Origin of the sequence: Luteibacter sp. dw_328, assembly GCF_018449605.1 — a bacterium.
Classification (GTDB): Bacteria; Pseudomonadota; Gammaproteobacteria; order Xanthomonadales; family Rhodanobacteraceae; genus Luteibacter.
Window position 1 is genome coordinate 302,266 of sequence record NZ_JAAVUW010000004.1, and the last position, 25,382, is coordinate 327,647.

Consider the following 25,382-nt stretch of genomic DNA (forward strand, 5'->3'; position numbering starts at 1 on the left):
TGGGCCGGAGCCGCACCACCCCTCGATTCTAGCGACTTGTAAGCCTTAGAGCTGGCTGCCGAAGGTGAACTGAATACGCTCGACAAAGCGGCCGTCGTCGGACTGCTTACGGAACGGCACGGCGAAGTTGATGATCAGCGGACCGATCGGCGCCTGCCACTGCAGCGAGAGACCCGTCGAAGCGCGCAGGTCGCTGGCCTTGAATGCCGAGTACGACGAATACACGTTGCCGACGTCGACGAACCAGGATACGCGAGCGGTGTTGATGTCCTTCAGGAAGGGCAGCGGCAGGAACATCTGCGCCGTGCCGAGGGTCTTGAAGGCGCCACCGACCGGCTGGCCATAGCTGTAGTAGCCGTTGCAATTGCCGTTCTTGTCGGGCTTGCCGCCCACGTTCGTGCTGGTGCCATCGCAGAGACGGGGACCCAGGGTGTTGTCCTGGAAACCACGGACGTCACGAACACCACCGGCGTAGTAGTTCTCCCAGAACGGGAAGGCAACCTTTTCGCCCTTGGAGTAGATCAGGGTCGGGTTGTTCGGGTCGTTCGGGTTGTAGGCGTAACCATCGTGGTCGTACGTCTGGCCATAGGTCTTGCCGTAGCCGACCTGACCGTCGAGATAGAGCACGAAGCCCTTGCCGATCGGCCAATAGTGGTTGGCTTCGCCGAAGATCTTGTAGTACTGCACGGTGGAACCGGGCAGTGCGCCGTCGACCGACAGCGTCAGCTGGCCGCCGCGGGTCGGGGCCCAATAGCTGTTACGTGTGTCGTGCGTAAAGCCCAGGCTCGATGTCCACGAGTGGATCGTCTTGTTACCGACGGCATTCTGGTACGCCACCAGCTGGGCTGGCGTGTACACGGAAGTGTTGATCAGGTTCGAGCTGACGCCGAGGCTGGTGGTCAGCGAATCGAAGTCGGAGATCGGGATCGACAGCGTCGTCTGGAACGATTTGGTGCTGTACGTGTAGTTCGCCAGGTCGGTGTCGCCGTAATCCAGCTTGCTGTAGCCGACGTTGTAGCCGATCTGCACGCCTGAATCGGTGAGGTACGGATTCGTGTAGCTCGCATTGATGCGCTTGTAGTACGTGCTGGTTTCCGCGCCGATGGAGAAGCGGTCACCCGTACCCAGGAAGTTGTTCTGCGAGATCGAGGCCGACAGGATGATGCCCGAGTACTGCGAGTAGCCCACGCCGAACATCAGCGAACCCGCCGACTGTTCCTCGACCTTCGCGGTCAGGTCGACCTGGTCGACGGTACCCGGCACGAGCGCCTTGTCGATGTCGACGGTCTTGAAGTAACCGAGGCGCTGCAGGCGCGTCTTCGAGCGGTCGATCGCACCCTGCGAGTACCAGGCGCCCTCGAGCTGGCGCATTTCACGACGCAGGACCTCGTCTTCCGTGCGGGTATTGCCCTGGAAGACCACGCGGCGCACGTAAACGCGCTTGCCCGGCTCGATGAAGAGCGTGAGGTCGGCGGTGCGCTTGTCCTTGTCCAGCTTCGGCACCGGCGTCACCTTGGCGAAGGCGTAGCCGATGTTGGCGAGGATGGCCTTGATCGCGTCGGTGCTGGCCTCGATGGCGGCACGGTTGAAGGTGTCGCCCTTGTGGATGTACACCAGCTTGCGCAGGGTGTCTTCCGGCAGGATCAGCTCACCGAGCAGATGGACGTCGGAGACGGTGTAGACCTCGCCTTCCTTGACGCTCGCGTCGATGTACATCGCGCGCTTGTCCGGGCTGATCGCCACCTGGGTGGAGTCGACACCGAAGTCGGCGTAGCCGCGATTCATGTAGTAGTTGCTGAGCTTCTCCAGATCGCCGGAGAGCTTTTCGCGGGAGTACTGGTCGTCCTTGGAATACCAGGACAGCCAGTTGGACGTGTTCGATTCGAAGCCATCGCGGATGGCCTTGTCGGTGAAGGCCTTGTTGCCGACGACGTTGATCTCCTTGATCTTCGCCGCCTTGCCTTCGCGGATTTCGATGTCGATGGCCACGCGATTACGGTCCAGCGGCGTGACGTGCGGGATGACCGACACGTTGTACTTGCCGCGGTTGTAATACTGGCGGATGAGTTCCTGCTGGACGCGGTCGAGGGAGAGGCGGTCGAAGGTTTCACCTTCGGACAGACCGATCTCCTTCAGACCCTTGCGCAGGTCGTCTTCCTTGATGTCCTTGTTGCCGCGAAGCGTGAGCTTGGCGATGGCCGGACGCTCGGTGACCTTGATCACCAGAATGTCGCCCTGGCGTTCAATTTCCACGTCGCTGAAGAATTTTGTCTGGTACAGGGCGCGAATGGCGGCCTGGGCTTTCTCGTCGGTCAAGGACTCGCCCTTCTCGATCGGCAGATAGCTCAGCACCGTGCCCTGGGCAATGCGGGTGAGACCGTCGATACGGATATCGGAGACGACGAACGGCTCAAAAGCAAGCGCATTGGCAGACAGGGAGGCGAGCAGGATCAGGGCGGCGATACGCTTCATCGTCGATTCCGTTGAGTTAAGACCAGAAGCCGGCGGACGAGGCCGGCGACCGAATAGGAGCACGCGCAGGGCTCATGCCCGGCGTCGTCTGGCCATGGACGCGCGAGCGCCCAGGGCCGGGGTAATACGGATGCCTCGTCACGAGACGATCATTCGCTGGATGTCGTTGAAAAACGCCAGCCCCATCAGCGTGAACAGCAGGGCAAGCCCGACGTACTGGCCGGCGATCATGGTGCGTTCGCTGACCGGGCTGCCTTTGACCAACTCGATAAGGTAATACAGCAGGTGTCCACCGTCCAAGACCGGGATGGGCAACAGGTTAAGGATGGCCAGGCTCAGCGACACCAGACCGAGGAAGTTCAGGAACCACCCCAGGCCGCGGTTGGCCGAATCGTTGGCGACCTGGGCAATGCCGATGACGCCGGACAGGTTCTTGGTCGAAGCCTGCCCCGAGAGCATCTTGCCGATCAGGTTGAAGGTGGAGACGGTGCCGTTCCAGGTCGTCTGCAGCGATTCGCTGAAGGCGCGGACCGGACCGTAGCGTAGGGTGGCGGTCTCCGGTGCCCTGGCGCTGATGCCGATCATCCAGCGGGTCGGCTCGCCGCGCTCGGACTTCTTCTGGGCGGTGATGTCGAGCGTCTGCCTGGCGCCGGCGCGCTCGATGACCACGGCGAGCGTCGGCGAGATCACTGCCTGCTCGGGGACCAGCTTGGTGAAGGTGTCGAAGTCCGCGACCGGCTTGCCGTTGACACTGACGATGCGATCACCCGGGTGGATGCCGGCCAGGGCGGCGGGGTCGCCGGGCATGACATCGCCGACGAGTGGCGGGGTCTGCAGGGTCAGACCCAGTTGGCCGACTTTCTTGGCGATGTCACTTTCGCCTGCAAGCTTCTGCAGCGGAAGGACGACATCGCGCTCAGCGCCGTCCGTGCCTCGCACGCGGACCGGCATGGGATCGCTGCCGAGCATGCCGTTGTAGAGGACTTCAAACGCGTCACTTCCGGTCGCGACAGGGGAGCCGTTCATGGCGATCAGGCGGTCGCCGGGACGGATGCCGGCCTGTGCAGCGATGGTGCCGGTCGCCGCGTTGACGATGGGCGCCACGTCGGGCTTGCCGATCATGTACATCGCCCAGAAGGCGGCGACGGTAAAAATGAGGTTGAAGGCCGGACCGGCCGCAACGATGGCGATCCGCTTCCAGACCGACTTGCCGGTGAACTCCTGGCCGCGCTCGGAGGGATCGACCTCGCCTTCGCGGGCGTCGAGCATCTTTACGTAGCCGCCCAGCGGGATGGCCGCCACCTGGTACTCGGTGCCGTCCTTTGCCACGCGGCGCCACAGCGGGCGGCCAAAGCCGACCGAGAAGCGGAGTACGCGCACGCCGCAGCGGCGCGCGACCCAGTAATGGCCGAATTCGTGGAAGGTCACCAGCACGCCAAGCGTGACCAGTAGCCAGAACACGGAACCTAGGAAGGGGCTCATCGGAGAGGGAGGGTCTCGAAAAAAAAGTCGTTGGGTAGAGCGAGTTTAGCAGTAAGCGCGGTGCAGAACGTCCCGCGCCGACCGCCTGGCGGCAGCGTCGCGCTCTACAAGGGTCTGGACATCGACCACGGGTTCGGCCGGCAGTTCCTCAAGAACCCGTTCGACGAGTTCGGCGATGCCCAGGAACGGCAGGGTCCCGGCAAGGAACGCACCCACGGCAATTTCGTTGGCCGCGTTCAGGATCGTGGTGGCATCGCCACCCGCCCGCAGCGCCTGGAAGGCCAGCGCGAGGCAGCGAAAGGTATCGGTGTCGGGCTTTTCGAAGTCCAGCCGGGCATGTGCGGCCAGATCCAGCGGGGCGACCCCGGCGTCGATGCGCTCGGGCCACGCCAGCGCGCAGGAGATGGCCGTGCGCATATCCGGATTGCCAAGCTGGGCCAGCATGGATCCGTCGATGTAGTCGACCATCGAGTGGATCAGGCTCTGCGGATGGACCACGACCTCGATGCGGTCGACCGGCGCGGCGAACAGATGGTGTGCCTCGATGACTTCGAGTCCCTTGTTCATCAGCGTGGCCGAGTCGACCGAGATTTTCCGGCCCATCGACCACTTCGGATGGGCGCAGGCTTCGTCGGGGGTGATCGTGCCGAGATCGGCGCGCGTGCGGCCGCGGAACGGCCCACCGGAGGCGGTCAGCACCAGGCGCCGAACCCCGGCCCGGGCGAGATCGGGTCGGCCGCCGGGCAGGCACTGGAAGATCGCGTTGTGTTCGGAATCGACCGGAAAGAGCTCGCCACCGCCCTGCCGCAGGGCCTCGAGCAGCAAGGCGCCGCCCATGACGACGGATTCCTTGTTTGCCAGCAGGAGGCGCTTGCCGGCGCGCGCGACAGCGAAGGTCGAGTCGAGCCCGGCCGCGCCGACGATGGCAGCCACCACGGTGTCGCATAGCGGGCCGGCCGCTGCGGCCGTGACGGCGTCAGCGCCCGAGGCGACATCGCAACGCACGCCGGCGGCGGCAAGTCGACGGACGAGGTCGGCCTCCATGCCCGGGTCGGCAACGATCGCGAGGTCGGGGCGAAAGCGTTCGCACAGCGCCGCCAATGCCTCGCTGCTCTGGTTGGCCACGAGCACGCTGGCGCGGAAACGGTCGGGGTGGCGGGCGATGACATCGAGCGTGCTGCCGCCGATGGAACCGGTGGCACCGAGGACCGCAACCTGACGAATAGCCATGGCTACAGGCCCAGCAACATTTTGCCCGCCGCGAAGACCGGCAGGGCGGCGAACACGCTGTCGAGGCGGTCGAGCAGGCCGCCGTGCCCCGGGAACAGGCTACCGGAGTCCTTTACGGCTGCATGGCGCTTCATCAGGCTCTCGAACAGGTCGCCGACCACGGAAAAACCGACGGTCACCACGCCGAGGACGGCGAGCCCGACAAGCTGCGAGGTCTCGCGCACGCCGATCAGGTAGCCGCCCAGCACCGTGATGAACGAACCGGCGACGATGGCGCCGTAGACACCGGCCCAGGTCTTTCCCGGGCTGATGCGCGGCGCCAGTTTGCGCCGACCGAAATAGCGGCCGCTGAAATAGGCGCCGGTATCGGCGAACCAGACGATGACCAGCCCCAGGAGCGTCCACCAGTGGCCGTGATCGCTTGCGTGCATCGCCATGGCCGCGGCCAGGGTCGGTACGATGACCAGGACGCCCACGCCCAGCTTGAGCATGCGGTTTTCGGCGTTGGGAGCGGCGGCGAAAGTGAAATTACGCAACCAGAAGCAGCAGCCGATCCACCAGGCCACGCCGGCGAGGGTCAGTGCGGTGAGCAGCCCCGGCGTCCACACGAGAAGGAGGGCGAGCAGCATGGCGGCGGCGACGGCCGCGACGATGCCCTGGCCGACCGCGGTGCGGCTTCCGGCGAGCTGGCTCCACTCCCAGGCGGCTCCCACGAAGACGATCGCGATGAGTGCCGCGAAGAAGCCGGTAGGCGGCAGGAGGATCAGCGCCAGGACGACCGGAATGAGGACGGCGGCAGTGAGGATACGTTGCTTGAGCATGAGTTTCCGGCGTTAACCCGTGGCGACCTGCTCACCGGTGCGGCCGTAGCGGCGCTCGCGGCGGGCATAGTCGTCGAGAGCCTCGGAGAGGCAGGCCTGGTCGACGTCGGGCCACAGGGTGTCGGTGAAATAGAGCTCGGCATAGGCAAGCTGCCAGAGCAGGAAGTTGCTGACCCGGTGCTCACCGCCCGTGCGGATGAACAGGTCGAGCGGCGGTTGATCGGCGAGACAGGTGTAACGATGGAGTCGCGCTTCGTCCAGTTCGGCCGCGGCGAATTCACCCCGGGCAATCGCTTCCATGGCGAGGCGCGCGGCGTTGGCGATGTCCCAGCGGCCGCCGTAATTCACGGCGACGTTCATGTTCAGGGCAGTGTTGCCGGACGTGCGGTCCATGGCACCCAGCATGCGCGCGCGCAGTTCGGGAGCGAACGCGTCGAGGTCGCCGACGAAGCGGATGCGGACACCGTTGGTGTGCAGCTCGTCGACTTCCTTGTCGATCGCCTTGAGAAACAGTTCCATAAGCGCCGAGACCTCGGTCGCCGGGCGATTCCAGTTCTCGCTGGAGAAGGCGAACAGCGTAAGCGACGCGATACCCCGGCGCAGGCAGAACTCGACCGCTTCCTTGACCGCCTTCTGGCCGGCGTGATGGCCGAACGTGCGCGGACGCAGCCGTTGCTTCGCCCAGCGACCGTTTCCGTCCATGACGATGGCCAGGTGACGGGGAACCCGTGCGTCGGGCTTGGCTGCCATGGCGGCTGATCCGATGGCGCGTCAGAGCGCCATCAGCTCCTTTTCCTTTTCCTTGACGACGTCGTCCACTTCCTTCACGAACTTGTCCGTGAGGGTCTGGATGTCGGCGTCGGCGCGCTTCTGGTCGTCTTCCGTAACGGTCTTGTCCTTGAGCAGCTTGGCCACGTGCTGGACGGCGTCGCGACGAACGTTGCGGATGGCGATCTTGGCAGCCTCGCCTTCCTTCGACACGGTCTTGGCGAGCTCCCTGCGGCGCTCCTCGGTCGGGGGCGGAAAGTTGAGGCGGATGTCCATGCCCATGGTCGTCGGCGTGATGCCCAGATCGGATGCCATGATGGCCTTCTCGATCGGTCCGACCATCGCCTTGTCGAACGGCTTGATGGACAGCGAGCGGGCATCCGGCGTGGACACGTTGGCCACCTGGGACAGCGGCGTCGGGGTGCCGTAATAGGGCACGACGATATTGTCGAGGATGGACGCATTCGCGCGACCGGTGCGAATCGTCTTCAGGTCGTGCTTGAGAGACTCGATGCTCTTGCCCATGCGGGTCTGGGCATCGGCTTTGATGTCGTTGATCATGGGCGGGATTCCGGTGGATCAGGTCAGCAGACGAGTATAGCAGCGCGGGCCGCACGGCCGTGCCGCAGCGCGCCAAGGGCCTCCGGGAGGCCCGTCAGGCTCAGCCCGCGTCGACGAGCGTACCGACCTGCTCACCCTTCATGATCTTCATGAGGTTGCCGGGCTGGGTCATGTCGTAGATACGCAGGGGCAGCTTGTTTTCGCGGCACAACGCAATCGCCGCGGTGTCCATCACTTCGAGGCGGCGCTCGATCACCTGGTTGTAGGTGAGGTGGTCGTAGCGGGTGGCGGTCGGGTCACGCTTCGGATCGGCCGAATAGATGCCGTCCACCTTGGTGGCCTTGAGCAACAGATCGGCGCCGACTTCCACGGCACGCAGGGCGGCGGCGGAGTCGGTGGTGAAGAAGGGGTTGCCGATGCCGGCGGCGAACAGCGCGACGCGGCCCTTTTCGAGGTGGCGGATGGCGCGACGACGGATGAAGTCTTCGCAGACTTCGTTGATCTTGATAGCGCTCATGGTGCGTGCTTCGCCACCGAGCTTTTCGATGGCGTCCTGCATGGCCAGAGCGTTCATGACGGTCGCCAGCATGCCCATGTGGTCGCCGGTGACGCGATCCATCCCGGCGGCGGCCAGACCCGCGCCACGGAAGATGTTGCCGCCTCCGATAACGACGCCGATCTGCGCGCCGGCGTCACGCACTTCGAGAATTTCCTTGGCCAGCCCACCGATCACCTTGGGATCGATGCCGTAGTCCTCTGCTCCCATAAGGGCTTCACCGGAGAGCTTGAGCAGGATGCGGCGGTTCTTCAGCGGGGTGCTCATGGGGAATCTCCAGTTTGTGTGGGGCAAAACGGGCTTAGTTTAACGCGCACAGCGTTGTTACAGCTATGTGAATAAACAAATGTAGGAGCCGATTCATCGGCGAAAGGCCGGTCGCTACGCGCCCGATGTAACCAGCGGCGTTCGCCGCGGCGGGCGCGGACGTAGCGGCGCAGAGCCTTCGGTGCCCACCCTCGCTGCTCAGACACGTCCTCCGCGTTTCGTACCGGAAAGTCCGCTGCGCGGCCCGTGTTCTTATTGGCCTGCGGCCGCTCCACTTGTGCGGAACTCGCCTCGAGGGTGGGCACCGAAGACTCTTCCCATCCCTGAGGTTCGTGCGGGCCGAGCCGACGAGGCAACGCCGCTCCGGCTGACGGCTCGTCGGCATCGCCAAACGGTCGACCCCAGCGCCGAGATCGTCCGCGAGTCAGCGCAGCGGCGAGGAAAACGCTCGCCGCGCCGGAAATGACGTATCTGCACGACCGCCGTAATGGTCCGCTTGGGCGGCCACACCCACGCCAACGGCTCTCCTTTCCGCTGACCGTATCGTCGTGAGAGACCTTGGTGTCCACCCTCGAGGCGAGTTCCGCACAAGTGGAGCGGCCGTAGGCCAATAAGAACAGGGGCCGCGGAGCGGCCTTTCCTTCTCGAACGCGGAGGACGTGTCTGAGCAGCGAGGGTGGGCACCAAGGTCTCCCCGCGAGACGCCCAAGTGTAGAGAGCGATGGCGGAGCCGGGCCCCGCGAAGCCGAAGGCGAGCCGTCTGCGAGGTGCGAGACCCGGCCCGAAAGCCGAGCGCCCGGGCCTTGGTGATCCACGATGAGCCAAAAAAAGAGCCGCGATTGCTCGCGGCTCTTTCGGGTGCTGCCAGGAGGAAAGGCTTACGCCAGGCCAGCCTGCTTCATGACTTCGGCGGCGAAGTCGTCGACGACCTTCTCGATGCCTTCGCCGACGGCCAGGCGCTGCACCGTGACGATCTCGGCGCCAGCCTTCTTGAGGGCTTCGGCGACGGTGATGTCACCGTCCAGCACGTACGGCTGGCCGACCAGGGTCGCTTCGGCGAGGATCTTGTTGATCTTGCCGGTGACGATCTTGTCGAGGATGTCGGCCGGCTTGGCCTTTTCCTTCTCCGACATCTGGCTCAGCGCGATGTCCTTTTCCTTCTCGACGTAGTCGGCCGGAACGTCTTCGACCTTGATGAACTTGGGGTTCATCGCGGCGACGTGCATGGCGATGCCCTTGGCCAGCTCGTCCGAGCCGCCCTTGAGCGCGACGAGCACGCCGATGCGGCCGCTGTGCGAGTAGGCGCCGATCGGGCCGTCGTTCTCGACCTTGGCCATGCGGCGGACTTCGAACTTCTCGCCGATGGTCAGGGTGAGCGTCTTGGCGCCTTCTTCGACCGTACCGTCGCCCAGCTTGGCGGCGTTCAGTGCGGCGATGTCGGCCACACCGGACTCGAGGGCGACGTTAGCGACGTCCTTGGTGAACTGGATGAACTGTTCGTTGCGCGAGGAGAAGTCGGTTTCGCTGTTGACTTCGACCAGGACGGCCTTGCCGGACTTCTGCGCGACGGCGATGAGGCCTTCGGCAGCGACGCGGTCGGCCTTCTTGTCAGCCTTGGCCAGGCCATTCTTGCGCAGCCATTCCATCGCCGCTTCGATGTCGCCGTTGTTTTCGACGAGTGCCTTCTTGCACTCCATCATGCCGACGCTGGAACGCTCGCGCAGTTCCTTGACGAGGCTTGCGGTGATCTCAGCCATGGTAATTCCTCAATATTTTGATAAGCGCCGCGGCGGAGGTGCCGCGGCGCCAGATGAAACGGAAGAGCTCGACAGGGTGGGGCGCTTACGCGCGGCCACGACCACCGTCACGGCCGCCTTCGCGACGCGGAGCACCCTTCTTGTCCGGGGCGCCACGACGATCGCCACGCGGGGCGTTGTCCTTCGCGACCGGGTTGCCTTCTTCGTCGAGTTCGACGAACTCGTTGGCGTCGCCACGAGCGGCATTCGGCGAAGCGGCCTTGCCTTCGAGGATCGAGTCGGCAGCGGCGCGGGCGTACAGCTGGATCGCGCGGATGGCGTCGTCGTTACCCGGGATGGCGTAGTCGACGAGGGCCGGGTCGTAGTTGGTATCGACGACGGCGACGACCGGGATGCCGAGCTTGCGGGCTTCCTGGACGGCGATGTCTTCGTGACCGATGTCGATGATGAACAGGGCGTCCGGCAGACGATTCATGTCCTTGATGCCGCCCAGCGAGTTCTGCAGCTTGTCGCGCTCACGGCGACGGGCCAGCACTTCGTGCTTGACCAGCTTCTCGAACGAACCGTCGGTTTCGGCGGCTTCGAGTTCCTTCAGGCGGGCAACCGACTGCTTGACCGTGCGGAAGTTGGTCAGCATGCCACCGAGCCAACGGGCGGTGACGAACGGCTGGCCAGCGCGTGCAGCTTCTTCGGCCAGCGACTCACGGGCGGAGCGCTTGGTGCCGACGAAGAGGACGGTGCCACCCTTCTGGGCCAGGCCCGAGAGGAAATGCATCGCGTCGGTGAAGAGCGGAAGCGTCTTCTCGAGGTTGATGATGTGGATCTTGCCGCGGGCGCCGAAGATGTACGGAGCCATCTTGGGGTTCCAGTAACGGGTCTGGTGGCCGAAATGGACGCCGGCTTCCAGCATCTCGCGCATGGTGACTTGTGCCATGGAATTACTCCTGGGCGAACCGCTTCGAGCGGTTCTAGGGGGGTTGGGACCTCCACGCATCCCCGGCTTCGACCCGGCCCTGTCGGGCCAGGCACCCCGAAGGCGGTGCCGATGCGTGTGTGGCGTTAAAAGCGACGGCTAGGTAGGGGCCACGGGGGCCCCATACGGTTACAATCGCGCTTCGTATCGCCGCCGTGGCCACGTTTGTGTGGCTTCGCCGGACAGCAAAACTCGCTAATTGTAGCCTCCAGAGCCGCCCGGCCGCAAGCCGAGGGTGGAATTCCGGCAGGGGCGCCGCCACCTGAGGTGGCAGGCCCAATCCCCTGAGGGCGAAAGGAAAAGAGAGAACCATCATGGCCGTCGTACCGAAGACCCCCGAAGAGATCCAGCACATGCGCGAGGCCGGCCGCCTGGCCGCCGAGGTGCTCGCGATGCTCGTGCCCCACGTCAAACCCGGTGTCACCACCGAAGAACTGGACCGCCTCGCCCACGATCACATCGTGAATGTGCAGAAGGCGATCCCCGCCAACGTGGGCTACCGGGGCTTCCCGAAGACCGTGTGCACGTCGGTCAACCATGTGATCTGCCACGGTATTCCGACCGAAACCAAGGTCCTGAAGGACGGCGACATCGTCAATATCGACGTCACCGTGATCAAGGACGGCTGGCACGGCGACACCAGCCGCATGTATTTCGTCGGCACGCCGAGCGTGCTGGCCAAGCGCCTGGTCGACACGACGTTCGAGGCGATGATGCAGGGCATCCGCGCCGTGAAGCCGGGTGCCACCCTGGGCGATGTCGGCGCCGCCATCCAGAAGCACGCCGAAGCGGCAGGTTTCTCGGTTGTCCGCGAGTACTGCGGCCACGGCATCGGCAAGGTCTACCACGACGAGCCACAGGTGCTTCATTACGGCCGTAACGGCACCGGCATGGAGCTCAAGCCGGGCATGACCTTCACCATCGAGCCGATGATCAACGCCGGCAAGCCGCAGACCAAGTCGCTGCCCGATGGCTGGACGGTCGTTACCAAGGACCACTCCCTGTCGGCCCAGTGGGAGCACACCATCGCCGTGACCGACGATGGCTTCGAGATCCTGACCCCCTGGCCGGACGCCGCCTGACGCTCAACCACAGAAAGGGCTCCGACGTGACGCTTCCGCCGCTTCCACGCCTGCCCGCCGTCGTACCGCGCTCGGGTGTATCGCCCGAAGCGCGGCGCTCGCTCCGCCAGCTGCTGGGCGATGTGGACCGGTCGCTTACCGTCGCCTTCCGCGAAGGTGAAGACGCCTCGGCGCTCGCTCGACGCCGGTCGGAGATCGTCGATCGCATCGTCGTCCACGCCTGGGGCGCCTGCCTCGGTGACATGGCCGCCGGTGCGCTGTTTGCCGTAGGGGGGTTCGGACGGGGCATGCTGTTTCCCGCGTCGGATGTCGATCTGCTGGCGCTCGTCGCCGAAACCTCGCCCGCGCTGCACCGCGCCCTCGAGAGCTTCTTTGGCTGCCTGTGGGACATCGGACTGAAGCCGGGGCACGCCGTGCGTACCGTGGAACAGTGCCGCGAGCTTGCCGCCAGCGATGCCAGCGTGTTCACCAGCCTTCTCGACGCGCGACGCCTTGCCGGCTGGCCCATCCTGGCCGAAAGCCTGCGCGGCATCCTCGACGATCCGGCCCTGTGGCCCCCGCGCCAGTACCTCGCCGCGCGTCTTGCCGAGCGCGACGCCCGCCACGCCCGTTACGACGACACGGCGCAGAACCTCGAGCCCAACCTCAAGGACGGTCCGGGTGGGCTGCGCACGCTCGATGCCTTGCGCTGGCTTGGCCGGCGCCTGGCCGATGCCCCGGATTTCGATGACATGGTGGCCGAAGGGCTGCTCGAGCCGGTCGAAGCGACCAAGCTGGTGCGTGCCGAGGAAACCCTCCGACGCTACCGCTATGCCCTGCACCTCGAGGCGGGGAGGGCGGAAGAGCGGCTGCTGTTCGACTACCAGCGCGGGCTGGCCATGCGCCTGGGTTTCGAGGACGAACACGCGAAGAACCTCGGCGTCGAACAGTTCATGCAGGGCTACTACCGCGCGGCCACGCAGATCGAGCGCTCCGGCACGCAGCTGGTCGAGCGCTTCGAGGAGATGCTCGACCCCGCGACGGAAGCTTTGCCAGTGGGCACGGACTACGTTCGCCACGGATCGCGCATCTCGCTACGCAATCCGCAGCTCTTCGTGCGCCGTCCGGCGTCGCTGGTGGAGATCTTCATCGCGCGGCTCGACGAGCCGGGCATCACCGGCTTTACTGCCGAAACCATGCGGCGCATCCAGCATGCCGTTTCGTTGCATGGCGAATCGCTGGCCGATGACCCGCAGGTACTCAGCGCTTTCCTGGCTCTGCTGCGGCGTGGTGCACCCGCCGTGGAGGCCTTGTGGCGGATGAATCGCCACGGCTTGCTTGCCGCTATCCTGCCGGCGTTCGGCAAGGTGGTCGGTCGGATGCAGTACGACCTGTTCCATGTGTACACCGTGGACGAACATACGCTACGAGTCCTGCGCAACGTGGCGCGTTTCGCCGATCCGGCCGCACGGCGTGATTTCCCCATTGCCTGCGAAATCTGGCCACACGTCGAAAAGCCGGAGCTGATGCTCCTGGCAGCACTGTTCCACGACATCGCGAAAGGCCGTGGCGGGGATCATTCGACGCTCGGTGAGGAAGATGCGCGCGCCTTTTGCGCGCGCCTTGGCCTGCCGGCGGACGAGACCGATCTGGTCGCCTGGCTGGTTCGTCACCACCTGCTGATGAGCACCACGGCACAGCGCCAGGACATCACCGATCCCGATGTCGTGCATCGTTTCGGCGGCACCGTGGGTGACTGGGAACACCTGGATCACCTTTACCTGCTGACGATCGCCGACATCATTGGCACCAGTCCCAAACTATGGAACGCCTGGAAAGACCGCCTTCTCGCCGATCTGTACACCTCCACGCGCTTCGCCCTGCGCAGCGATCTCACGCCGCCCGCCCACGCAGGCATGCGCTTGCGCGAGACGCGTGAGCGTGCACTCGCCATGTTGGTCGCGGAGCACGTGGCCGCCGACGACATCGCCAGCGTATGGTCGGAGTTTCCGGACCTCAGCTTCCTGCGTCACCGACCCGAACAGATCGCATGGCAGACGGCGGCCATCCTGCGAACCCGCGGTGCCACGCCGCTGGTTGAGGTCCATCCGTTCTCCGTGCGCGGCAGCACGGAACTCTTCATCTACACGCCTGACCGCGATGGCCTGTTCGCCACGGTGACGGCCATGCTCGACCGCCTGCGGTTCTCGGTCGTCGAGGCCCGTATCCTCGTTTCCAGTACGGGCAAGGCGCTGGATACGTTCCTGTTGCTCGAGTCGGACTCGCAGGCGCCCGCCTCGTTGCAGCGCGCCGAGGAACTGCGCTCGCGCATGCTGCGCGCACTCGATCAGGCGGCGGGCCAGAGCCCGCCGAAACGCAGTCTTTCGCGTCACCTGCGTCACTTCCAGATGACGCCGCGCATCGAGTTCGTCGATGCCGGCGAACGCACGCAGCTTGCCCTGGTGTGCACCGATCGGCCTGGCTTGCTCGCCGCGGTTGCCCAGGCGCTGGCCGAAGCCGAGGTGCGCGTGCATGATGCGCGTATTGCGACGTTCGGTGAGCGTGTCGAAGATTTCTTCCAACTGACCGATCGCAGCAACGCGCCGCTGTCTCCGCAACGCCGTGAGATCCTGCGCGACTGCCTGCTTCGTCACATCGGTTTCGAAAACCCCAGGAACATCTTGAATGCAGATGCAAACGCTTGAGTCCCTCATCGACGACGCCTTCGAACGTCGTGCCGACCTCAACCAGAATGAAATCGAAGGCAGCCTCCGCGAGGCGGTCGACCAGGTGCTCAACCTGCTCGAATCCGGCGAGCGCCGTGTCGCCGAGCCGGACGGCAAGGGCGGCTGGACGGTCAATGCCTGGCTGAAGAAAGCCGTTCTGCTGTATTTCCGCATGAACGGTAATCGCGTGATGGATGGCGGCCCCTCGAGCGCGTTCGACAAAGTCCCGCTGCGTTTCGCCGACGGCGACGCGACGGAGTATGCCAACCTCGGCGCACGCATCGTGCCGGGCGCGCTGGTCCGCCGTGGCGCGCATATCGCCAAAGACGCCGTGCTGATGCCGAGCTATACCAACATCGGCGCTTACGTCGGTGCGGGTAGCATGGTCGATACCTGGGCGACGGTGGGCTCCTGTGCGCAGATCGGCGCCGGTGTGCATCTCAGTGGCGGCGTCGGCATCGGCGGTGTACTCGAGCCGCTGCAGGCGAACCCGACGATCATCGAAGACAACTGCTTCATCGGCGCACGTTCCGAAGTGGTCGAGGGCGTCGTTGTGGAGAAGGGATCGGTGATCGGCATGGGCGTGTTCCTCGGCCAGTCGACCCGTATCTACAACCGCGCCACCGGCGAAGTCAGCTACGGCCGCGTTCCTGCCGGAAGCGTCGTTGTCGCCGGCAGCCTGCCGGCAAAGGACGGCAGCCACAGCCTCTACGCCGCGATCATCGTCAAGCAGGTCGACGAAAAGACCCGCTCGAAGACCGGTATCAACGAACTCCTGCGCAGCGGCGAGTGAGCATGACGGTCACGCTCTATGGCCTGCCCAACTGCGACACCTGCAAGAAGGCGCGCAACTGGCTGACGCGCTTCGAGGTGGTCCACGAGTTCGTCGATTACCGGGCAAACCCGGTGCCGTCGGCGACGCTGAAAGTGTGGGCGGAGAAGCTCGGCGGTTGGGAGAAGCTGGTCAACAAGGCATCCACGACGTGGCGCACCCTGTTGCCGCAGCGCAAGGATCCGCGCAGCGATCCCGAGTGGACGCTGTTGCTGAAGGAGTATCCGGCGCTGATCAAGCGACCGGTGGTGGTCGACGGCGACGAGGTTTCCGTCGGCTTCACTGACAACGCGTTCAAGAAACGCTTCGGCAAGTAAGGCAAGCGAGCCCATGTCCTCCGTCATCGATCTCACCCGTGATCTCATCCGTCGACGCTCGGTAACGCCGGAGGATGCCGGCTGCCTGCCGCTGATCGCGGATCGTCTTTCGGCCGTGGGCTTTCGCATCGAGCACCTTCGCTTTGGCGATGTCGACAATCTTTGGGCCACCCATGGCGCTGGCGGGACGGTTCTCGCTTTCCTTGGCCACACCGATGTGGTGCCGACCGGACCAGAGGAGAACTGGACGTCGCCACCGTTCGAACCGGCCGAGCGCAATGGTCTGCTTTACGGTCGTGGCGCGGCCGACATGAAGGGCTCCGTGGCGGCCATGGTCGTGGCGCTGGAGCGATTCGTTGTCAGCCATCCGGATCATCCCGGTACGGTGGGTCTCTTGCTGACCAGCGATGAGGAAGGTGTCGCGCTGCACGGCGTTCGCGAGGTGGTCGATCACTTCACGAAGATCGGCCAGCGAATCGATGCCTGTGTGGTCGGCGAACCGTCGGCCAGGGAAAGGCTTGGCGACCTCATTCGCGTCGGGCGTCGAGGTTCGCTTTCGGGCACCCTGACCGTACACGGTGTCCAGGGCCACGTGGCCTATCCGGACAAGGCGAAGAACCCGATCCACAGCTTCGCGCCCGCGCTGGCGGCGTTGGCAGCGGAGCGTTGGGACGAAGGCAATGCCGACTTTCCTCCCACGTCGTTCCAGGTCTCCAACATCAACGCGGGAACGGGCGCGAACAACGTCATTCCTGGCGAGCTGGTGGCGCTGATCAATTTTCGTTTCTCTACCGCCAGTACAGCGGACGACCTGCGCGAGCGCGCCGAGGCAATTTTGCGCGCGCATGACGTGGCATTCTCGATCGACTGGCACCTGTCGGGGCACCCTTTCCTGGCCACGCCGGGTGGCCGCCTGCGCGAGGTCGTCGTGGGCGTCTGCCGCGACTTATGCGGGATCGATCCGGAACAGAGTACCGGCGGCGGCACGTCCGATGGCCGCTTCATCGCACCGATGGGCGCCGAGGTGATCGAATTAGGCCCGGTGAACGCGACGATCCACAAGGTGGACGAGTGCGTGTCGGTCGCCGACCTCGAGCGTTTGCCCGACCTGTACGAAGCGATCTGCCAGCGCATGCTGGGCTGATCGCCGACAACTATCGGCGCATGTCGCCGATAGTTAGACGCGTGCGCAACCGTGAAGCTCTCCGGGCTCGATAACGGGCGGACGTAGGGATACGAACATGAGAGCTTATGCGCGCACCGTCCTCGCGATGCTGGCGGCTGCTGGCACGTGCGCGTCGGCAGCGGCCGTGACGCGAGACGAGACCAGCGTTGCCGGATTGACGATCCTGACCGTGGCCGACGACGACAATCGGGTCGAGGTCGAATCGAAGATCGAGGCGTGGCTCGACGACGGCAAGCGGATTGCCCTGGCCGGTTCCGCGTCGTTGCTTCGCTTGCTCCGGCCGAACGGCGTGTACGCGTGGCCGACAAGCAACACCATCGTGCTCGATCCGGGTTCGGGCCTGGGTATCTTCGGCTTCGATGCCACCGATGCGACTCAGCGCCTCGCCGTGCTGCGTGCCTGGACCTGGGCCGAGCGTGCACAGGTGAGCGACGTAACGCGACCCATCCGGTCGGCGGAGGCAACGCGACGTTCGTTCGATGTCAGCTTCGACCTTTCAGCGGCATCGCCTTCCTCCGTTTGCCGCGCATTCCGCAGGAAGCTGGCCGCGACCCTGTTCAGTCAAGGGTTGCCCACAAGCGATGAGCTGCGCCCCTTCGCGATCGAGGTCCGACGCTGGTGCCAGTACGGCAACCTCTCGATGCACCTCGCCGCAGCACCGAAATTTACCATCTTCCCGTTTCGCGGCACCGACGAGCCCCGGCTGAGTCTCGTCACCGAATGGGCGCTCTTGCGTAACGACGATCCGATCGAACCGGGCGGAACGAGCTTCGTGTTCTGGGCCAAAACCATCGGCGAGGGCGGTGGCAGCGGTTTCGGGCGGCGATCCGGTACGGAAGGCTATTTCGACGCGGATCAGGGCGGATTACGGCGCTTGCTCGATGCGTCGATCCATAGTGGCTGGGGACCGATTGAATACGACGGCGTCGCGTCCGCCTGGCCCGTGAACTCATCGTTCCCCGGTACCGAGAAAACACAATTGTTCCTGTGCGATCGGCCCGGCGGCCCGGACCTTTTCGGCTGTCCGCAGCGGCCGACGCTACGTTCCCTTTATCCGGCCGATTCCATCGATGGCGTCGTGACGGTGTCGCGGGCCGAGCGCTTCATCGTCGGTGGCAACGCCCAGGCCGGCGTCTCCGTCGACTCGACGGGGAAGATCACGCCGAACATGAGTTTCAGCCTGAACCTGGTACAGGCGACGACGGACACCGCGCAGTCGGAAATGCGTCTGGTGCAGACGCGGACCAATGCAGACACGACGTACTACCGGACCACGCGATGGACGCCCGATGTACCGGCCATCTACCAGTGGATCAATGCGCGCGGTCACCGGGGTAGCCTCGCCCAGGCCACGCCGCTCGCCGCCACGCTGAATCCGCAGTACGAGGTCGTCTGGGAGTTTCCATTGCGGGGTAATGAAGGGCGCCGGTTGTCGTACAACATGATTTACGAAGCGGGTTGGAACACGTGCTTCAACGGCCCCAACTGTGCCACCCATGTACAGCCCTCGGATCGCACCCTGCAGGCAAAGGCACGGGTGGGCTGGAAGGACCGCCTCAGGCTCACGGTTCCCTACGACTGAAGGGATCAGTGCGCCTTCGGAAACACCGCGATCATGCCCGCGTACGGCTTGGTCATGAACGCCGGCGCGCCCGCATAGCCGTCGTCCGGTGTGAAGGCCTGGGAGATTGTGCCGTCGAGGAACAGGGCATCCCGGCAGCCGATCTCGTCGCGGAACAGGCGCGCGAAACTGTGGAAGTTCACCGGCGCACGGCTGACCACGAACACCACTTCATGCGGTGTCCTGGCACAAACGCCGCTGCGCCATTTCATGCTGTCCGAACCGTTGTCGAACTGCGGGTTGATCTCGCCGTCGATGACCAGCATGGGACCGGACTGGGTTGCCCAGCGTGCCTTGCGTCCGGCGTCGCGAAACCCTTCGCTGGTGTGGATGTCGGCGGTGCCATCGTCGTAGACGGCGAACACGCCGTTGGGCAACAGCGAAAAGTTGCCTGACCGCGGGTTGCCGTGGATCAGATTCAACGGGACCAGTGCCTTGCCGTTCTCGACATACAGGCCGAGCGGTTTGAACTCGCGATCGTAGATGCCCGCGTTGGTGGCGAACGACAGCGGTCTACCCTTGCCCGCGGTCCAGGTCCTCAGCGCGTCAATCGTGCCGAAAGGCTGGTCGGTGTCCGGATTACGCCAGTGAAGCTCGATGTCTTCACGGCGCGTGTCGACGGTCACCGCGAAATAGGACTGGCTGTCGAAGACCAGGTCGCGGCTATCTACGGCGTCCGCTGGCGCAACGCAACCCATGGCGGTGGCTGCCAGGGTCGTCGCGATGGCGATGCGGGCCAGAAAGGGGCGGGTCATGCGGGAAAGCTGGGGGTGGGGCATCCGTCGATGTTCGCCGGGTCGCACTGGCCTTGCAAGGGGCGAAACGCCGCCTTCGCACGGTGAGGGGGTAAACTCCCGGGTTTTCCCCCCCTGCTGTCATCGCCATGCCCTATACGCCCATTGTCGCCACGCTCGGCTATGTCATGTCGCCAGACGGCCAGCGCGTACTCATGATTCACCGTAATGCCCGCCATGACGATCAGCATCTGGGCAAGTACAACGGCCTCGGCGGAAAAATGGAGCCGGGCGAGGACATCGCCGCGTGCATGCGTCGCGAGATCATGGAAGAGGCCGGCATCGAATGCCTCGAGATGCGCCTGCGTGGCACGTTGAACTGGCCAGGCTTCGGCAAGAACGGCGAGGACTGGCTAGGCTTTATCTTCATCATCGACCGCTACTCCGGAACGCCGTTCGAGTCGAACCCTGAAGGCAAGCTGGAATGGGTGCCGGTGAGTGGGCTCGATGCCTTGCCGATGTGGGAAGGCGACCGCCACTTCCTGCCGCTGGTGTTCGACGCCGACCCCCGGCCGTTTCACGGGGTGATGCCGTACAAGGACGGGCGCATGGTTTCTTGGGGCGTGACGCGGCTTTAAGAGCATCGCCGCTGAAGCGGCTCCCACGCAGCGCGGCTATTTGTGGGAGCCGATTCATCGGCGATGGCCCCGGCAGGGGCCACCAGCCATGCCTCAACCCGTGGTTTCGATCCGCTCCACACGACGCAGCCCACGCGGCAACACCCCGCCACGCGTCGCACGGCTACCGCCGTACTCGACAAGGTCGGCCCACTTCAGCGTCAGCTTGCGCTGCCCCGCGTAAAGCGTGATTTCACCCTTGCCCTCGGTGACCACCGCAACACCGACCACGCGTTCTTCGCCCGATGCCAGCTTGGCCTTGGGAATCTCGATGAGCTTGTTGCCCTTGCCCTTTTCGAGTTCCGGCAGCTCGGCTACCGAGAACATGAGCAAGTGGCCTTCGCCAGTGACCACCACGATACGGTCGCGCGACGGGTCGGCGGAGATCGTCGGCGCCAGCACGCGGGCGCCATCACTGAGGGAGATGATTTGCTTGCCGGCCTTCTGCCGACCCGTCAGCGCTTCGAAGCGGGTGACGAAGCCGTAGCCGAAGTCGGTCGCCAGCACGATGCGGGTGTCGTTGTCCGCGGTGACGAGGGCATCGAAGCGCGCGCCCGCGGGCGGGCTGAAGCGGCCCGTCAATGGTTCGCCGTTGCCTCGTGCAGAGGGCAGCGTATGTGCCGGCGTCGCATAGGCGCGGCCGGTGGAATCGATGAAGGCGACCTGTTGCGTCGTACGCGCACGGGAGATCGCCAGCAGGCTGTCACCATCGCGGTAAGACAGGGCCTCGCCGTCGATGTCGTGCCCCTTGCCGGCGCGCACCCAGCCCTTCTGCGACAAGACCACGGTGACCGGCTCCGAAGCGACCAGCGCGCTTTCGTCCAGCGCCTGAGCCACGCTGCGCTCGATCAGCGGCGAGCGGCGCTCGTCGCCGTACTTCTCGGCGTCGCTGCGCAGCTCTTCCTTGATCAGGCTTTTCAGCTTGGCCGGCGACTTCAGCAGCACGCTGATACGCGCGCGCTCTTCCTCGAGCTTGCTGCTCTCTTCATTGATCTTCATCTCCTCGAGGCGCGCCAGCTGACGCAGCTTGGTCTCGAGGATGTAATCGGCCTGCTCTTCATCGAGACGGAACCGCGAGATAAGCACCGGCTTCGGCTCTTCCTCGGTACGGACGATCCGAATCACCTCGTCCAGATTGAGGTAGGCGATGCGCAGTGCGTCGAGCAGGTGCAGGCGGCGCTCCACCCGGCCCAGGCGATGAGTCAGGCGGCGGGTGACGGTGTCGGTGCGGAAACGCAGCCACTCCGTCAGGACCATCTTGAGGTCCTTCACCTGCGGCCGTCCGTCCAGGCCGATCATGTTCATGTTGACGCGGAAGCTCTTCTCGAGATCCGTCGTGGCGAACAGGTGCTGCATCATCTCGTCCGCATCGACGCGGTTCGAGCGCGGCACGAGCACCAGCCGGATCGGGTTCTCGTGATCCGATTCGTCGCGCAGGTCTTCGATCATCGGCAACTTCTTCGCGCGCATCTGCGCGGCGATCTGCTCGAGGATCTTCGACGGCGATACCTGGTGCGGCAGCGCGGTAATGATGATGTTGCCTTCGTCGCGCTCGTAAATGGCGCGGGCGCGGACCGAGCCGCCACCGTTCTGGTACATGGCCAGGAGCTCGCGGCGCGGCGTGATGATCTCAGCCAGCGTGGGGTAATCCGGGCCCTGGACGTGCTCGCAGAGATCGGCGATCGTCGCGTCCGGGTCGTCCAGCAGGCGAATGCAGGCGCTCGCGACTTCACGCAGGTTATGCGGCGGGATATCGGTGGCCATGCCCACGGCAATGCCCATCGAGCCATTCAGGAGCACGTGGGGCACGCGCGACGGCAGCCAGGAGGGCTCGTCCATCGTGCCGTCGAAGTTCGGCACCCAGTCTACGGTGCCGTGCTGGAGCTCAGACAGGAGCACCTCGGCGATCGGGGTCAGACGCGATTCCGTGTAGCGCATCGCCGCGAAGCTCTTCGGATCGTCCGGCGAGCCGAAGTTGCCGTGGCCGTCGACCAGCGGGTAGCGGTACGAGAAGGGCTGGGCCATCAGCACCATGGCTTCGTAGCAAGCCGAGTCGCCGTGTGGGTGGAACTTGCCGATCACGTCGCCGATGGTGCGCGCCGATTTCTTCGGCTTGGCGCTGGCCGAAAGGGCCAGTTCGCTCATCGCGTAGATGATCCGGCGCTGGACCGGCTTGAGCCCGTCACCCACGAAGGGCAGGGCGCGGTCCAGCACCACGTACATGGAATAGTCGAGGTACGCCCGCTCGGCGTAGTCCTTGAGCGGGATCTGTTCGTAATTGGCTTGCAGATTCATGGGCTTGGCTGTCCGGCTGGCGCGCTAAGGCGCGTCGTTAACCGGGTGATGTTGCCAGAAACCCGTCTCACAGGTGTAGACCCGTAGACAAATGTAGGAGCCGATTCATCGGCGAAAAGCCAACGAAGCGGTGATGCCGGGCCCATGTACCTCAGCGCAAAGGCTTCCCCGCGTCCACATCCTTCAAAAACCCAATCAGCCCCGTGAAATAGGTCTGCTGATCGTCATACATGGCCATATGGCCGCCCTTGGGGCACAAAAGGAACCGGGCGTTCGGCATTTTCTTCGCCATCGCCTCCATGTATTTCGGGTCCATGGTGTCGTACTGCGCGCCGATCACCAGGGTGGGAACCTTGATGTTCTTCAGGTCCTTGCTACGGTCCCAGTGCAGCAGCTTGCCGCTTGCGCCCAGTTCGCTCGGGCCCTGCATGGACACGTAGATCTGTTCATTGATGTGGGCGAACGCGCGCTGCACCGGCTCCGGCCACTGGTCGGCCGGCATGCGCAGGATGTGCTGCTCGTAGTGCATGGGCATGAGGATCGCCATGTACTCCGGGTCGTCCGTCTTCTTCGCCGCCTCGAGGCGCTTGACCTCGGCGAGCTTCTTCTGGTCCATCGCCGGCATCAGCACCTTGTTCGCGTACTGGTTGTAGGCGGGGATGCTGTCGACCATGTTCGAGATGATCAGGCCCTTGAGATGCTGCGGGTACTTCAGCGCGTACTCGATCGCGAGCACGCCGCCCCACGAGTGGCCAAGCAGGTAGAAATTGTCCTTATCGAGGTGCAGGGCCTGGCGCACCTGCTCGACTTCGTCGACGAAGCGCGGTATCTCCCACAACGATTCGTCGGTGGGCTTGTCGCTGAAGGCCGAGCCCAGCTGGTCGTAGTAGTAATACTCGACGCTCGCGCCGGGAAAGTAGCTGTCGAAGGCCTCGAAGTACTCGTGCGTCGCGCCGGGGCCACCATGCAGGAGCAGCACCTTGATGGTCGGGTTGTTGCCGACCCGCTTGGTCCAGACGCGGAATTTGCCCTTGGGGGTGTCGATCGTGATCATCTTCACGCCACCCGACAGGATGTCGTCGTGACCGGCGTGATCGAAGTACGAATTCGGTGGGGTCTCGGCAGGCGCGGCGTACGCGCAGGCGGCGACGAGCGCCAGAAGAAGGGTGGCAAGCAGACGGCGCATCTCGTTGTCCCACAGGGTGTTGGCGCCGACTATCGCTGGCGGCGGGCCTGCTGACAAGTCGTAACGCGAAATAGCTCAAAGGGTGAAGTTCGCCTCGACCGGGAAATGGTCGGACGGATACCGGCCGTCTTTCGACGTGGTCACGGTCTGCACCGACGTGGCCTCCACGCCGCGATAGAGAATCCAGTCGATCCGCTTCGTGGGTTTGCCGGTGAAGTCGTGGAACGTGTCTTCCGGGCCCTCCCGCTTCGGTGAGGCGGACCACGCGTCCTTCAGTGCAGCCGTGAGCGCGGCATGCGCCTCGCTCTCAGGTCCGGTATTGAAGTCGCCGGTGATGATGACGGGGACGCCGGCGGGCAACTTCCCGATCCACGCGGCCATTTCATGGGCGCTTCGTGAGCGAGCATCTTCATCCTGATCGCGGTACGGATAGTGCGTGTCGAGCAGGTAGAAGCGCTTGTGGTCGGAGAGTCGCTCGAACAGCGCCCAGTTCACCATGCGTGGAAAGATGTTGCCCCAGGTGATGCTCGCGACCTTATCCGGAGTGTCGGAAAGCCAATAGTCGCCACTCTCGACCAGCTTGAGGCGGTCCTTCCGGTAAAAGATGCCCATGTGTTCGTCGGCGTGGCCGCCGAAGCGATCGCGGCCGAACCAGGTGTATTCCGGAAGGCGGGCGACTGTGTCGTCGCCTTGCTCTCTCGCCAGCTCCTGGGTGCCTATCACGTCCGGATGAAGCTGCCGGATGGTATCGGCGAACAGGTCCCGTCGTGCCTCCCAGCGGTTCGGTCCATCCTTTCCCGTGATGGTGCGGACGTTAAAGGACATCACCCTGAGTTCGTCGGCGACGACTGGCTGGGCGATGGCGGTGGTGAGCGCCGCAAAGAGGGCGAATCGGGACATCCGGATCATGCGTGGAGGATTCCTGGAGAGGGGGAATCACCCGAATATATCGACGTAACGAGATCAATTCCGTTACCTGAGTCCCGCCTGCGAGCGACACCATGTCGCGCCCCGGATCGTCCGGGGTGGCATCCACGGGTGCGGCCAATCGGTCAGAATGGGGCGATCTTACGCAGCTGCGGAGCCGACATGAACCATCCTGAGCCAGATACGCCTCGTTCCGGCGCCAACGGTCGTCGGGTTGCGCTCGTGGTGATCCTGGTCGCATTCGTGGCCTCGGCGACCACGGCCATGCTGGCGTTCACGGCATCCCACCGGGCGCGGACGGCGGACGCCACGGCACAAGCGGCGGACATCGCTGACCTGCGTGCGACGCTTGCAGAATGGCAGGCGCAGGTGACTGAAGCGCAGCGTGCGGGGCATGACGAAGCGCCGCAGCGCCTGGGTGTACTCAAGGCGCGAGCAGCGGCCCTGACGACGTGGAAGCCGCGGACACCCTGTGGTCAGCAAGCCCGGGAGCAGCTTCGTGTGGCGATGGATGCGCGAGTTCGGCGTATCGACGGGATGCTTGCCGGAAAGGCTGCAGGCCTGGATAGGGTCGATGAGCAGGCAAGTCTGGAAGGCGCACTTCACCAGTGTGAGGTAGAGCCAGGGCGTGACGTGAACATCTGAAGGGCGACCGCTGGCGCAGCTTTGGCAGGCGTCTCCATGGGGCCAAGGTGGACATAGCCTGAAAACGCCTTAAAGATTCCCCAAAGGACGGCTAGCACGGCGACGCCGCCGAACACGCCGCTTTTCCAGCGGACCAGACTCTCGACCTTTCCTTCCAGGGTCTCTACCTTCTCCCTGATCGACTCGGTCGTGGTCGTCAGGTGCTTGACGTCGACCTTCAGCTCGGTCAAGCCGATCTTCAGATCGGTCACGCCGCGTTGCACCTCCAGAAGCATGCTCATCGCGACG

The 25,382-nt window shown here is 64.5% G+C and carries 22 protein-coding genes; 8 read left to right on the forward strand and 14 right to left on the reverse strand.

Features of this window, described 5'->3' with window-relative positions; translation table 11 throughout:
• Positions 1-45: 45 nt before the first annotated feature.
• The 9 genes from bamA to rpsB form a co-directional block, all read right to left on the reverse strand.
• The gene (gene bamA / locus HB634_RS11690) at positions 46-2,472 is read right to left on the reverse strand and encodes an outer membrane protein assembly factor BamA (RefSeq protein ID WP_213948690.1); all 2,427 of its coding nucleotides are present in this window, start codon (positions 2,470-2,472) and stop codon (positions 46-48) included.
• Between the two features lie 138 nt (positions 2,473-2,610).
• Positions 2,611-3,954, reverse strand: a complete 1,344-nt coding sequence (gene rseP / locus HB634_RS11695; protein ID WP_213948691.1) for an RIP metalloprotease RseP — start codon at positions 3,952-3,954, stop codon at positions 2,611-2,613.
• 45 nt (positions 3,955-3,999) lie between these two features.
• Positions 4,000-5,178, reverse strand: a complete 1,179-nt coding sequence (locus HB634_RS11700) for a 1-deoxy-D-xylulose-5-phosphate reductoisomerase (protein WP_213948831.1) — start codon at positions 5,176-5,178, stop codon at positions 4,000-4,002.
• Positions 5,179-5,186: 8 nt separating this feature from the next.
• Positions 5,187-6,005 carry a phosphatidate cytidylyltransferase gene (locus HB634_RS11705; RefSeq protein ID WP_213948692.1) on the reverse strand — a complete coding sequence of 273 codons (819 nt, stop codon included), beginning with the start codon at positions 6,003-6,005 and terminating at the stop codon, positions 5,187-5,189.
• Positions 6,006-6,017: 12 nt separating this feature from the next.
• Positions 6,018-6,755 carry a polyprenyl diphosphate synthase gene (uppS, locus tag HB634_RS11710; protein WP_213948693.1) on the reverse strand — a complete coding sequence of 246 codons (738 nt, stop codon included), beginning with the start codon at positions 6,753-6,755 and terminating at the stop codon, positions 6,018-6,020.
• Between the two features lie 21 nt (positions 6,756-6,776).
• Positions 6,777-7,334 carry a ribosome recycling factor gene (frr, locus tag HB634_RS11715; protein ID WP_063574122.1) on the reverse strand — a complete coding sequence of 186 codons (558 nt, stop codon included), beginning with the start codon at positions 7,332-7,334 and terminating at the stop codon, positions 6,777-6,779.
• Positions 7,335-7,434: 100 nt separating this feature from the next.
• Entirely contained in the window at positions 7,435-8,157 is a 723-nt protein-coding gene (pyrH, locus tag HB634_RS11720; RefSeq protein WP_063574121.1) for a UMP kinase, read from the reverse strand.
• An 878-nt stretch (positions 8,158-9,035) separates the two neighbouring features.
• Complete coding sequence (gene tsf / locus HB634_RS11725) at positions 9,036-9,914, reverse strand: translation elongation factor Ts (RefSeq protein WP_213948694.1); 879 nt, start codon at positions 9,912-9,914, stop codon at positions 9,036-9,038.
• Positions 9,915-9,999: 85 nt separating this feature from the next.
• On the reverse strand, positions 10,000-10,848 hold the full coding sequence (gene rpsB, locus HB634_RS11730; RefSeq protein WP_107914363.1) for a 30S ribosomal protein S2: 849 nt from the start codon (positions 10,846-10,848) through the stop codon (positions 10,000-10,002).
• Positions 10,849-11,201: 353 nt separating this feature from the next.
• On the opposite strand from rpsB, the gene map reads away from it, so the two are divergent.
• The 6 genes from map to HB634_RS11760 all read left to right on the forward strand — a co-directional run bounded on the left by map (position 11,202) and on the right by HB634_RS11760 (position 18,591).
• Positions 11,202-11,969 (forward strand): type I methionyl aminopeptidase, encoded by a 768-nt coding sequence (gene map, locus HB634_RS11735; protein ID WP_213948695.1) that lies wholly within the window; start codon positions 11,202-11,204, stop codon positions 11,967-11,969.
• A 26-nt stretch (positions 11,970-11,995) separates the two neighbouring features.
• On the forward strand, positions 11,996-14,653 hold the full coding sequence (glnD, locus tag HB634_RS11740) for a [protein-PII] uridylyltransferase (protein ID WP_345777491.1): 2,658 nt from the start codon (positions 11,996-11,998) through the stop codon (positions 14,651-14,653).
• The gene (gene dapD, locus HB634_RS11745; RefSeq protein WP_213948833.1) at positions 14,640-15,467 is read left to right on the forward strand and encodes a 2,3,4,5-tetrahydropyridine-2,6-dicarboxylate N-succinyltransferase; all 828 of its coding nucleotides are present in this window, start codon (positions 14,640-14,642) and stop codon (positions 15,465-15,467) included. Before glnD ends, dapD begins: the two co-directional genes overlap by 14 nt.
• A 2-nt stretch (positions 15,468-15,469) precedes the next feature.
• Complete coding sequence (locus HB634_RS11750; RefSeq protein ID WP_213948696.1) at positions 15,470-15,823, forward strand: Spx/MgsR family RNA polymerase-binding regulatory protein; 354 nt, start codon at positions 15,470-15,472, stop codon at positions 15,821-15,823.
• A gap of 13 nt (positions 15,824-15,836) precedes the next feature.
• Positions 15,837-16,967, forward strand: a complete 1,131-nt coding sequence (dapE, locus tag HB634_RS11755; protein ID WP_213948697.1) for a succinyl-diaminopimelate desuccinylase — start codon at positions 15,837-15,839, stop codon at positions 16,965-16,967.
• 97 nt (positions 16,968-17,064) lie between these two features.
• Positions 17,065-18,591, forward strand: coding sequence for a hypothetical protein (locus HB634_RS11760; protein ID WP_213948698.1), 1,527 nt, complete (start codon positions 17,065-17,067; stop codon positions 18,589-18,591).
• A 5-nt stretch (positions 18,592-18,596) separates the two neighbouring features.
• On the opposite strand, the gene HB634_RS11765 is transcribed toward HB634_RS11760, so the two are convergent.
• Positions 18,597-19,328, reverse strand: coding sequence for a phosphodiester glycosidase family protein (locus HB634_RS11765; protein WP_255548549.1), 732 nt, complete (start codon positions 19,326-19,328; stop codon positions 18,597-18,599).
• A 185-nt stretch (positions 19,329-19,513) separates the two neighbouring features.
• On the opposite strand from HB634_RS11765, the gene HB634_RS11770 reads away from it, so the two are divergent.
• Complete coding sequence (locus tag HB634_RS11770; RefSeq protein WP_213948700.1) at positions 19,514-20,002, forward strand: 8-oxo-dGTP diphosphatase; 489 nt, start codon at positions 19,514-19,516, stop codon at positions 20,000-20,002.
• 93 nt (positions 20,003-20,095) lie between these two features.
• Here HB634_RS11770 and parC read toward each other — a convergent pair whose 3' ends face one another.
• The 3 genes from parC to HB634_RS11785 all read right to left on the reverse strand — a co-directional run bounded on the left by parC (position 20,096) and on the right by HB634_RS11785 (position 24,431).
• Positions 20,096-22,336, reverse strand: a complete 2,241-nt coding sequence (gene parC, locus HB634_RS11775; protein ID WP_063571521.1) for a DNA topoisomerase IV subunit A — start codon at positions 22,334-22,336, stop codon at positions 20,096-20,098.
• Between the two features lie 151 nt (positions 22,337-22,487).
• Positions 22,488-23,522 carry a proline iminopeptidase-family hydrolase gene (locus tag HB634_RS11780; RefSeq protein WP_063571522.1) on the reverse strand — a complete coding sequence of 345 codons (1,035 nt, stop codon included), beginning with the start codon at positions 23,520-23,522 and terminating at the stop codon, positions 22,488-22,490.
• 75 nt (positions 23,523-23,597) lie between these two features.
• Positions 23,598-24,431, reverse strand: coding sequence for an endonuclease/exonuclease/phosphatase family protein (locus tag HB634_RS11785; protein ID WP_231873888.1), 834 nt, complete (start codon positions 24,429-24,431; stop codon positions 23,598-23,600).
• Positions 24,432-24,611: 180 nt separating this feature from the next.
• On the opposite strand from HB634_RS11785, the gene HB634_RS11790 reads away from it, so the two are divergent.
• Positions 24,612-25,094, forward strand: a complete 483-nt coding sequence (locus HB634_RS11790) for a hypothetical protein (protein ID WP_157503971.1) — start codon at positions 24,612-24,614, stop codon at positions 25,092-25,094.
• Here the strand turns inward: HB634_RS11790 and HB634_RS11795 are convergent.
• Positions 25,052-25,375 carry a hypothetical protein gene (locus HB634_RS11795; protein ID WP_213948701.1) on the reverse strand — a complete coding sequence of 108 codons (324 nt, stop codon included), beginning with the start codon at positions 25,373-25,375 and terminating at the stop codon, positions 25,052-25,054. The genes HB634_RS11790 and HB634_RS11795 overlap by 43 nt on opposite strands.
• Positions 25,376-25,382 lie beyond the last annotated feature (7 nt).

Bases quoted from the DNA above. Each gene is read 5' to 3' on its own strand.
- bamA (WP_213948690.1), bottom strand. From the start codon at position 2,472: ATGAAGCGTATCGCCGCCCTGATCCTGCTCGCCTCCCTGTCTGCCAAT.
- rseP (WP_213948691.1), bottom strand. From the start codon at position 3,954: ATGAGCCCCTTCCTAGGTTCCGTGTTCTGGCTACTGGTCACGCTTGGC.
- HB634_RS11705 (WP_213948692.1), bottom strand. From the start codon at position 6,005: ATGCTCAAGCAACGTATCCTCACTGCCGCCGTCCTCATTCCGGTCGTC.
- uppS (WP_213948693.1), bottom strand. From the start codon at position 6,755: ATGGCAGCCAAGCCCGACGCACGGGTTCCCCGTCACCTGGCCATCGTC.
- frr (WP_063574122.1), bottom strand. From the start codon at position 7,334: ATGATCAACGACATCAAAGCCGATGCCCAGACCCGCATGGGCAAGAGC.
- pyrH (WP_063574121.1), bottom strand. From the start codon at position 8,157: ATGAGCACCCCGCTGAAGAACCGCCGCATCCTGCTCAAGCTCTCCGGT.
- tsf (WP_213948694.1), bottom strand. From the start codon at position 9,914: ATGGCTGAGATCACCGCAAGCCTCGTCAAGGAACTGCGCGAGCGTTCC.
- rpsB (WP_107914363.1), bottom strand. From the start codon at position 10,848: ATGGCACAAGTCACCATGCGCGAGATGCTGGAAGCCGGCGTCCATTTC.
- map (WP_213948695.1), top strand. From the start codon at position 11,202: ATGGCCGTCGTACCGAAGACCCCCGAAGAGATCCAGCACATGCGCGAG.
- dapD (WP_213948833.1), top strand. From the start codon at position 14,640: ATGCAAACGCTTGAGTCCCTCATCGACGACGCCTTCGAACGTCGTGCC.
- HB634_RS11750 (WP_213948696.1), top strand. From the start codon at position 15,470: ATGACGGTCACGCTCTATGGCCTGCCCAACTGCGACACCTGCAAGAAG.
- dapE (WP_213948697.1), top strand. From the start codon at position 15,837: ATGTCCTCCGTCATCGATCTCACCCGTGATCTCATCCGTCGACGCTCG.
- HB634_RS11760 (WP_213948698.1), top strand. From the start codon at position 17,065: ATGAGAGCTTATGCGCGCACCGTCCTCGCGATGCTGGCGGCTGCTGGC.
- HB634_RS11765 (WP_255548549.1), bottom strand. From the start codon at position 19,328: ATGGGTTGCGTTGCGCCAGCGGACGCCGTAGATAGCCGCGACCTGGTC.
- HB634_RS11770 (WP_213948700.1), top strand. From the start codon at position 19,514: ATGCCCTATACGCCCATTGTCGCCACGCTCGGCTATGTCATGTCGCCA.
- parC (WP_063571521.1), bottom strand. From the start codon at position 22,336: ATGAATCTGCAAGCCAATTACGAACAGATCCCGCTCAAGGACTACGCC.
- HB634_RS11780 (WP_063571522.1), bottom strand. From the start codon at position 23,522: ATGCGCCGTCTGCTTGCCACCCTTCTTCTGGCGCTCGTCGCCGCCTGC.
- HB634_RS11785 (WP_231873888.1), bottom strand. From the start codon at position 24,431: ATGATCCGGATGTCCCGATTCGCCCTCTTTGCGGCGCTCACCACCGCC.
- HB634_RS11790 (WP_157503971.1), top strand. From the start codon at position 24,612: ATGAACCATCCTGAGCCAGATACGCCTCGTTCCGGCGCCAACGGTCGT.
- HB634_RS11795 (WP_213948701.1), bottom strand. From the start codon at position 25,375: ATGAGCATGCTTCTGGAGGTGCAACGCGGCGTGACCGATCTGAAGATC.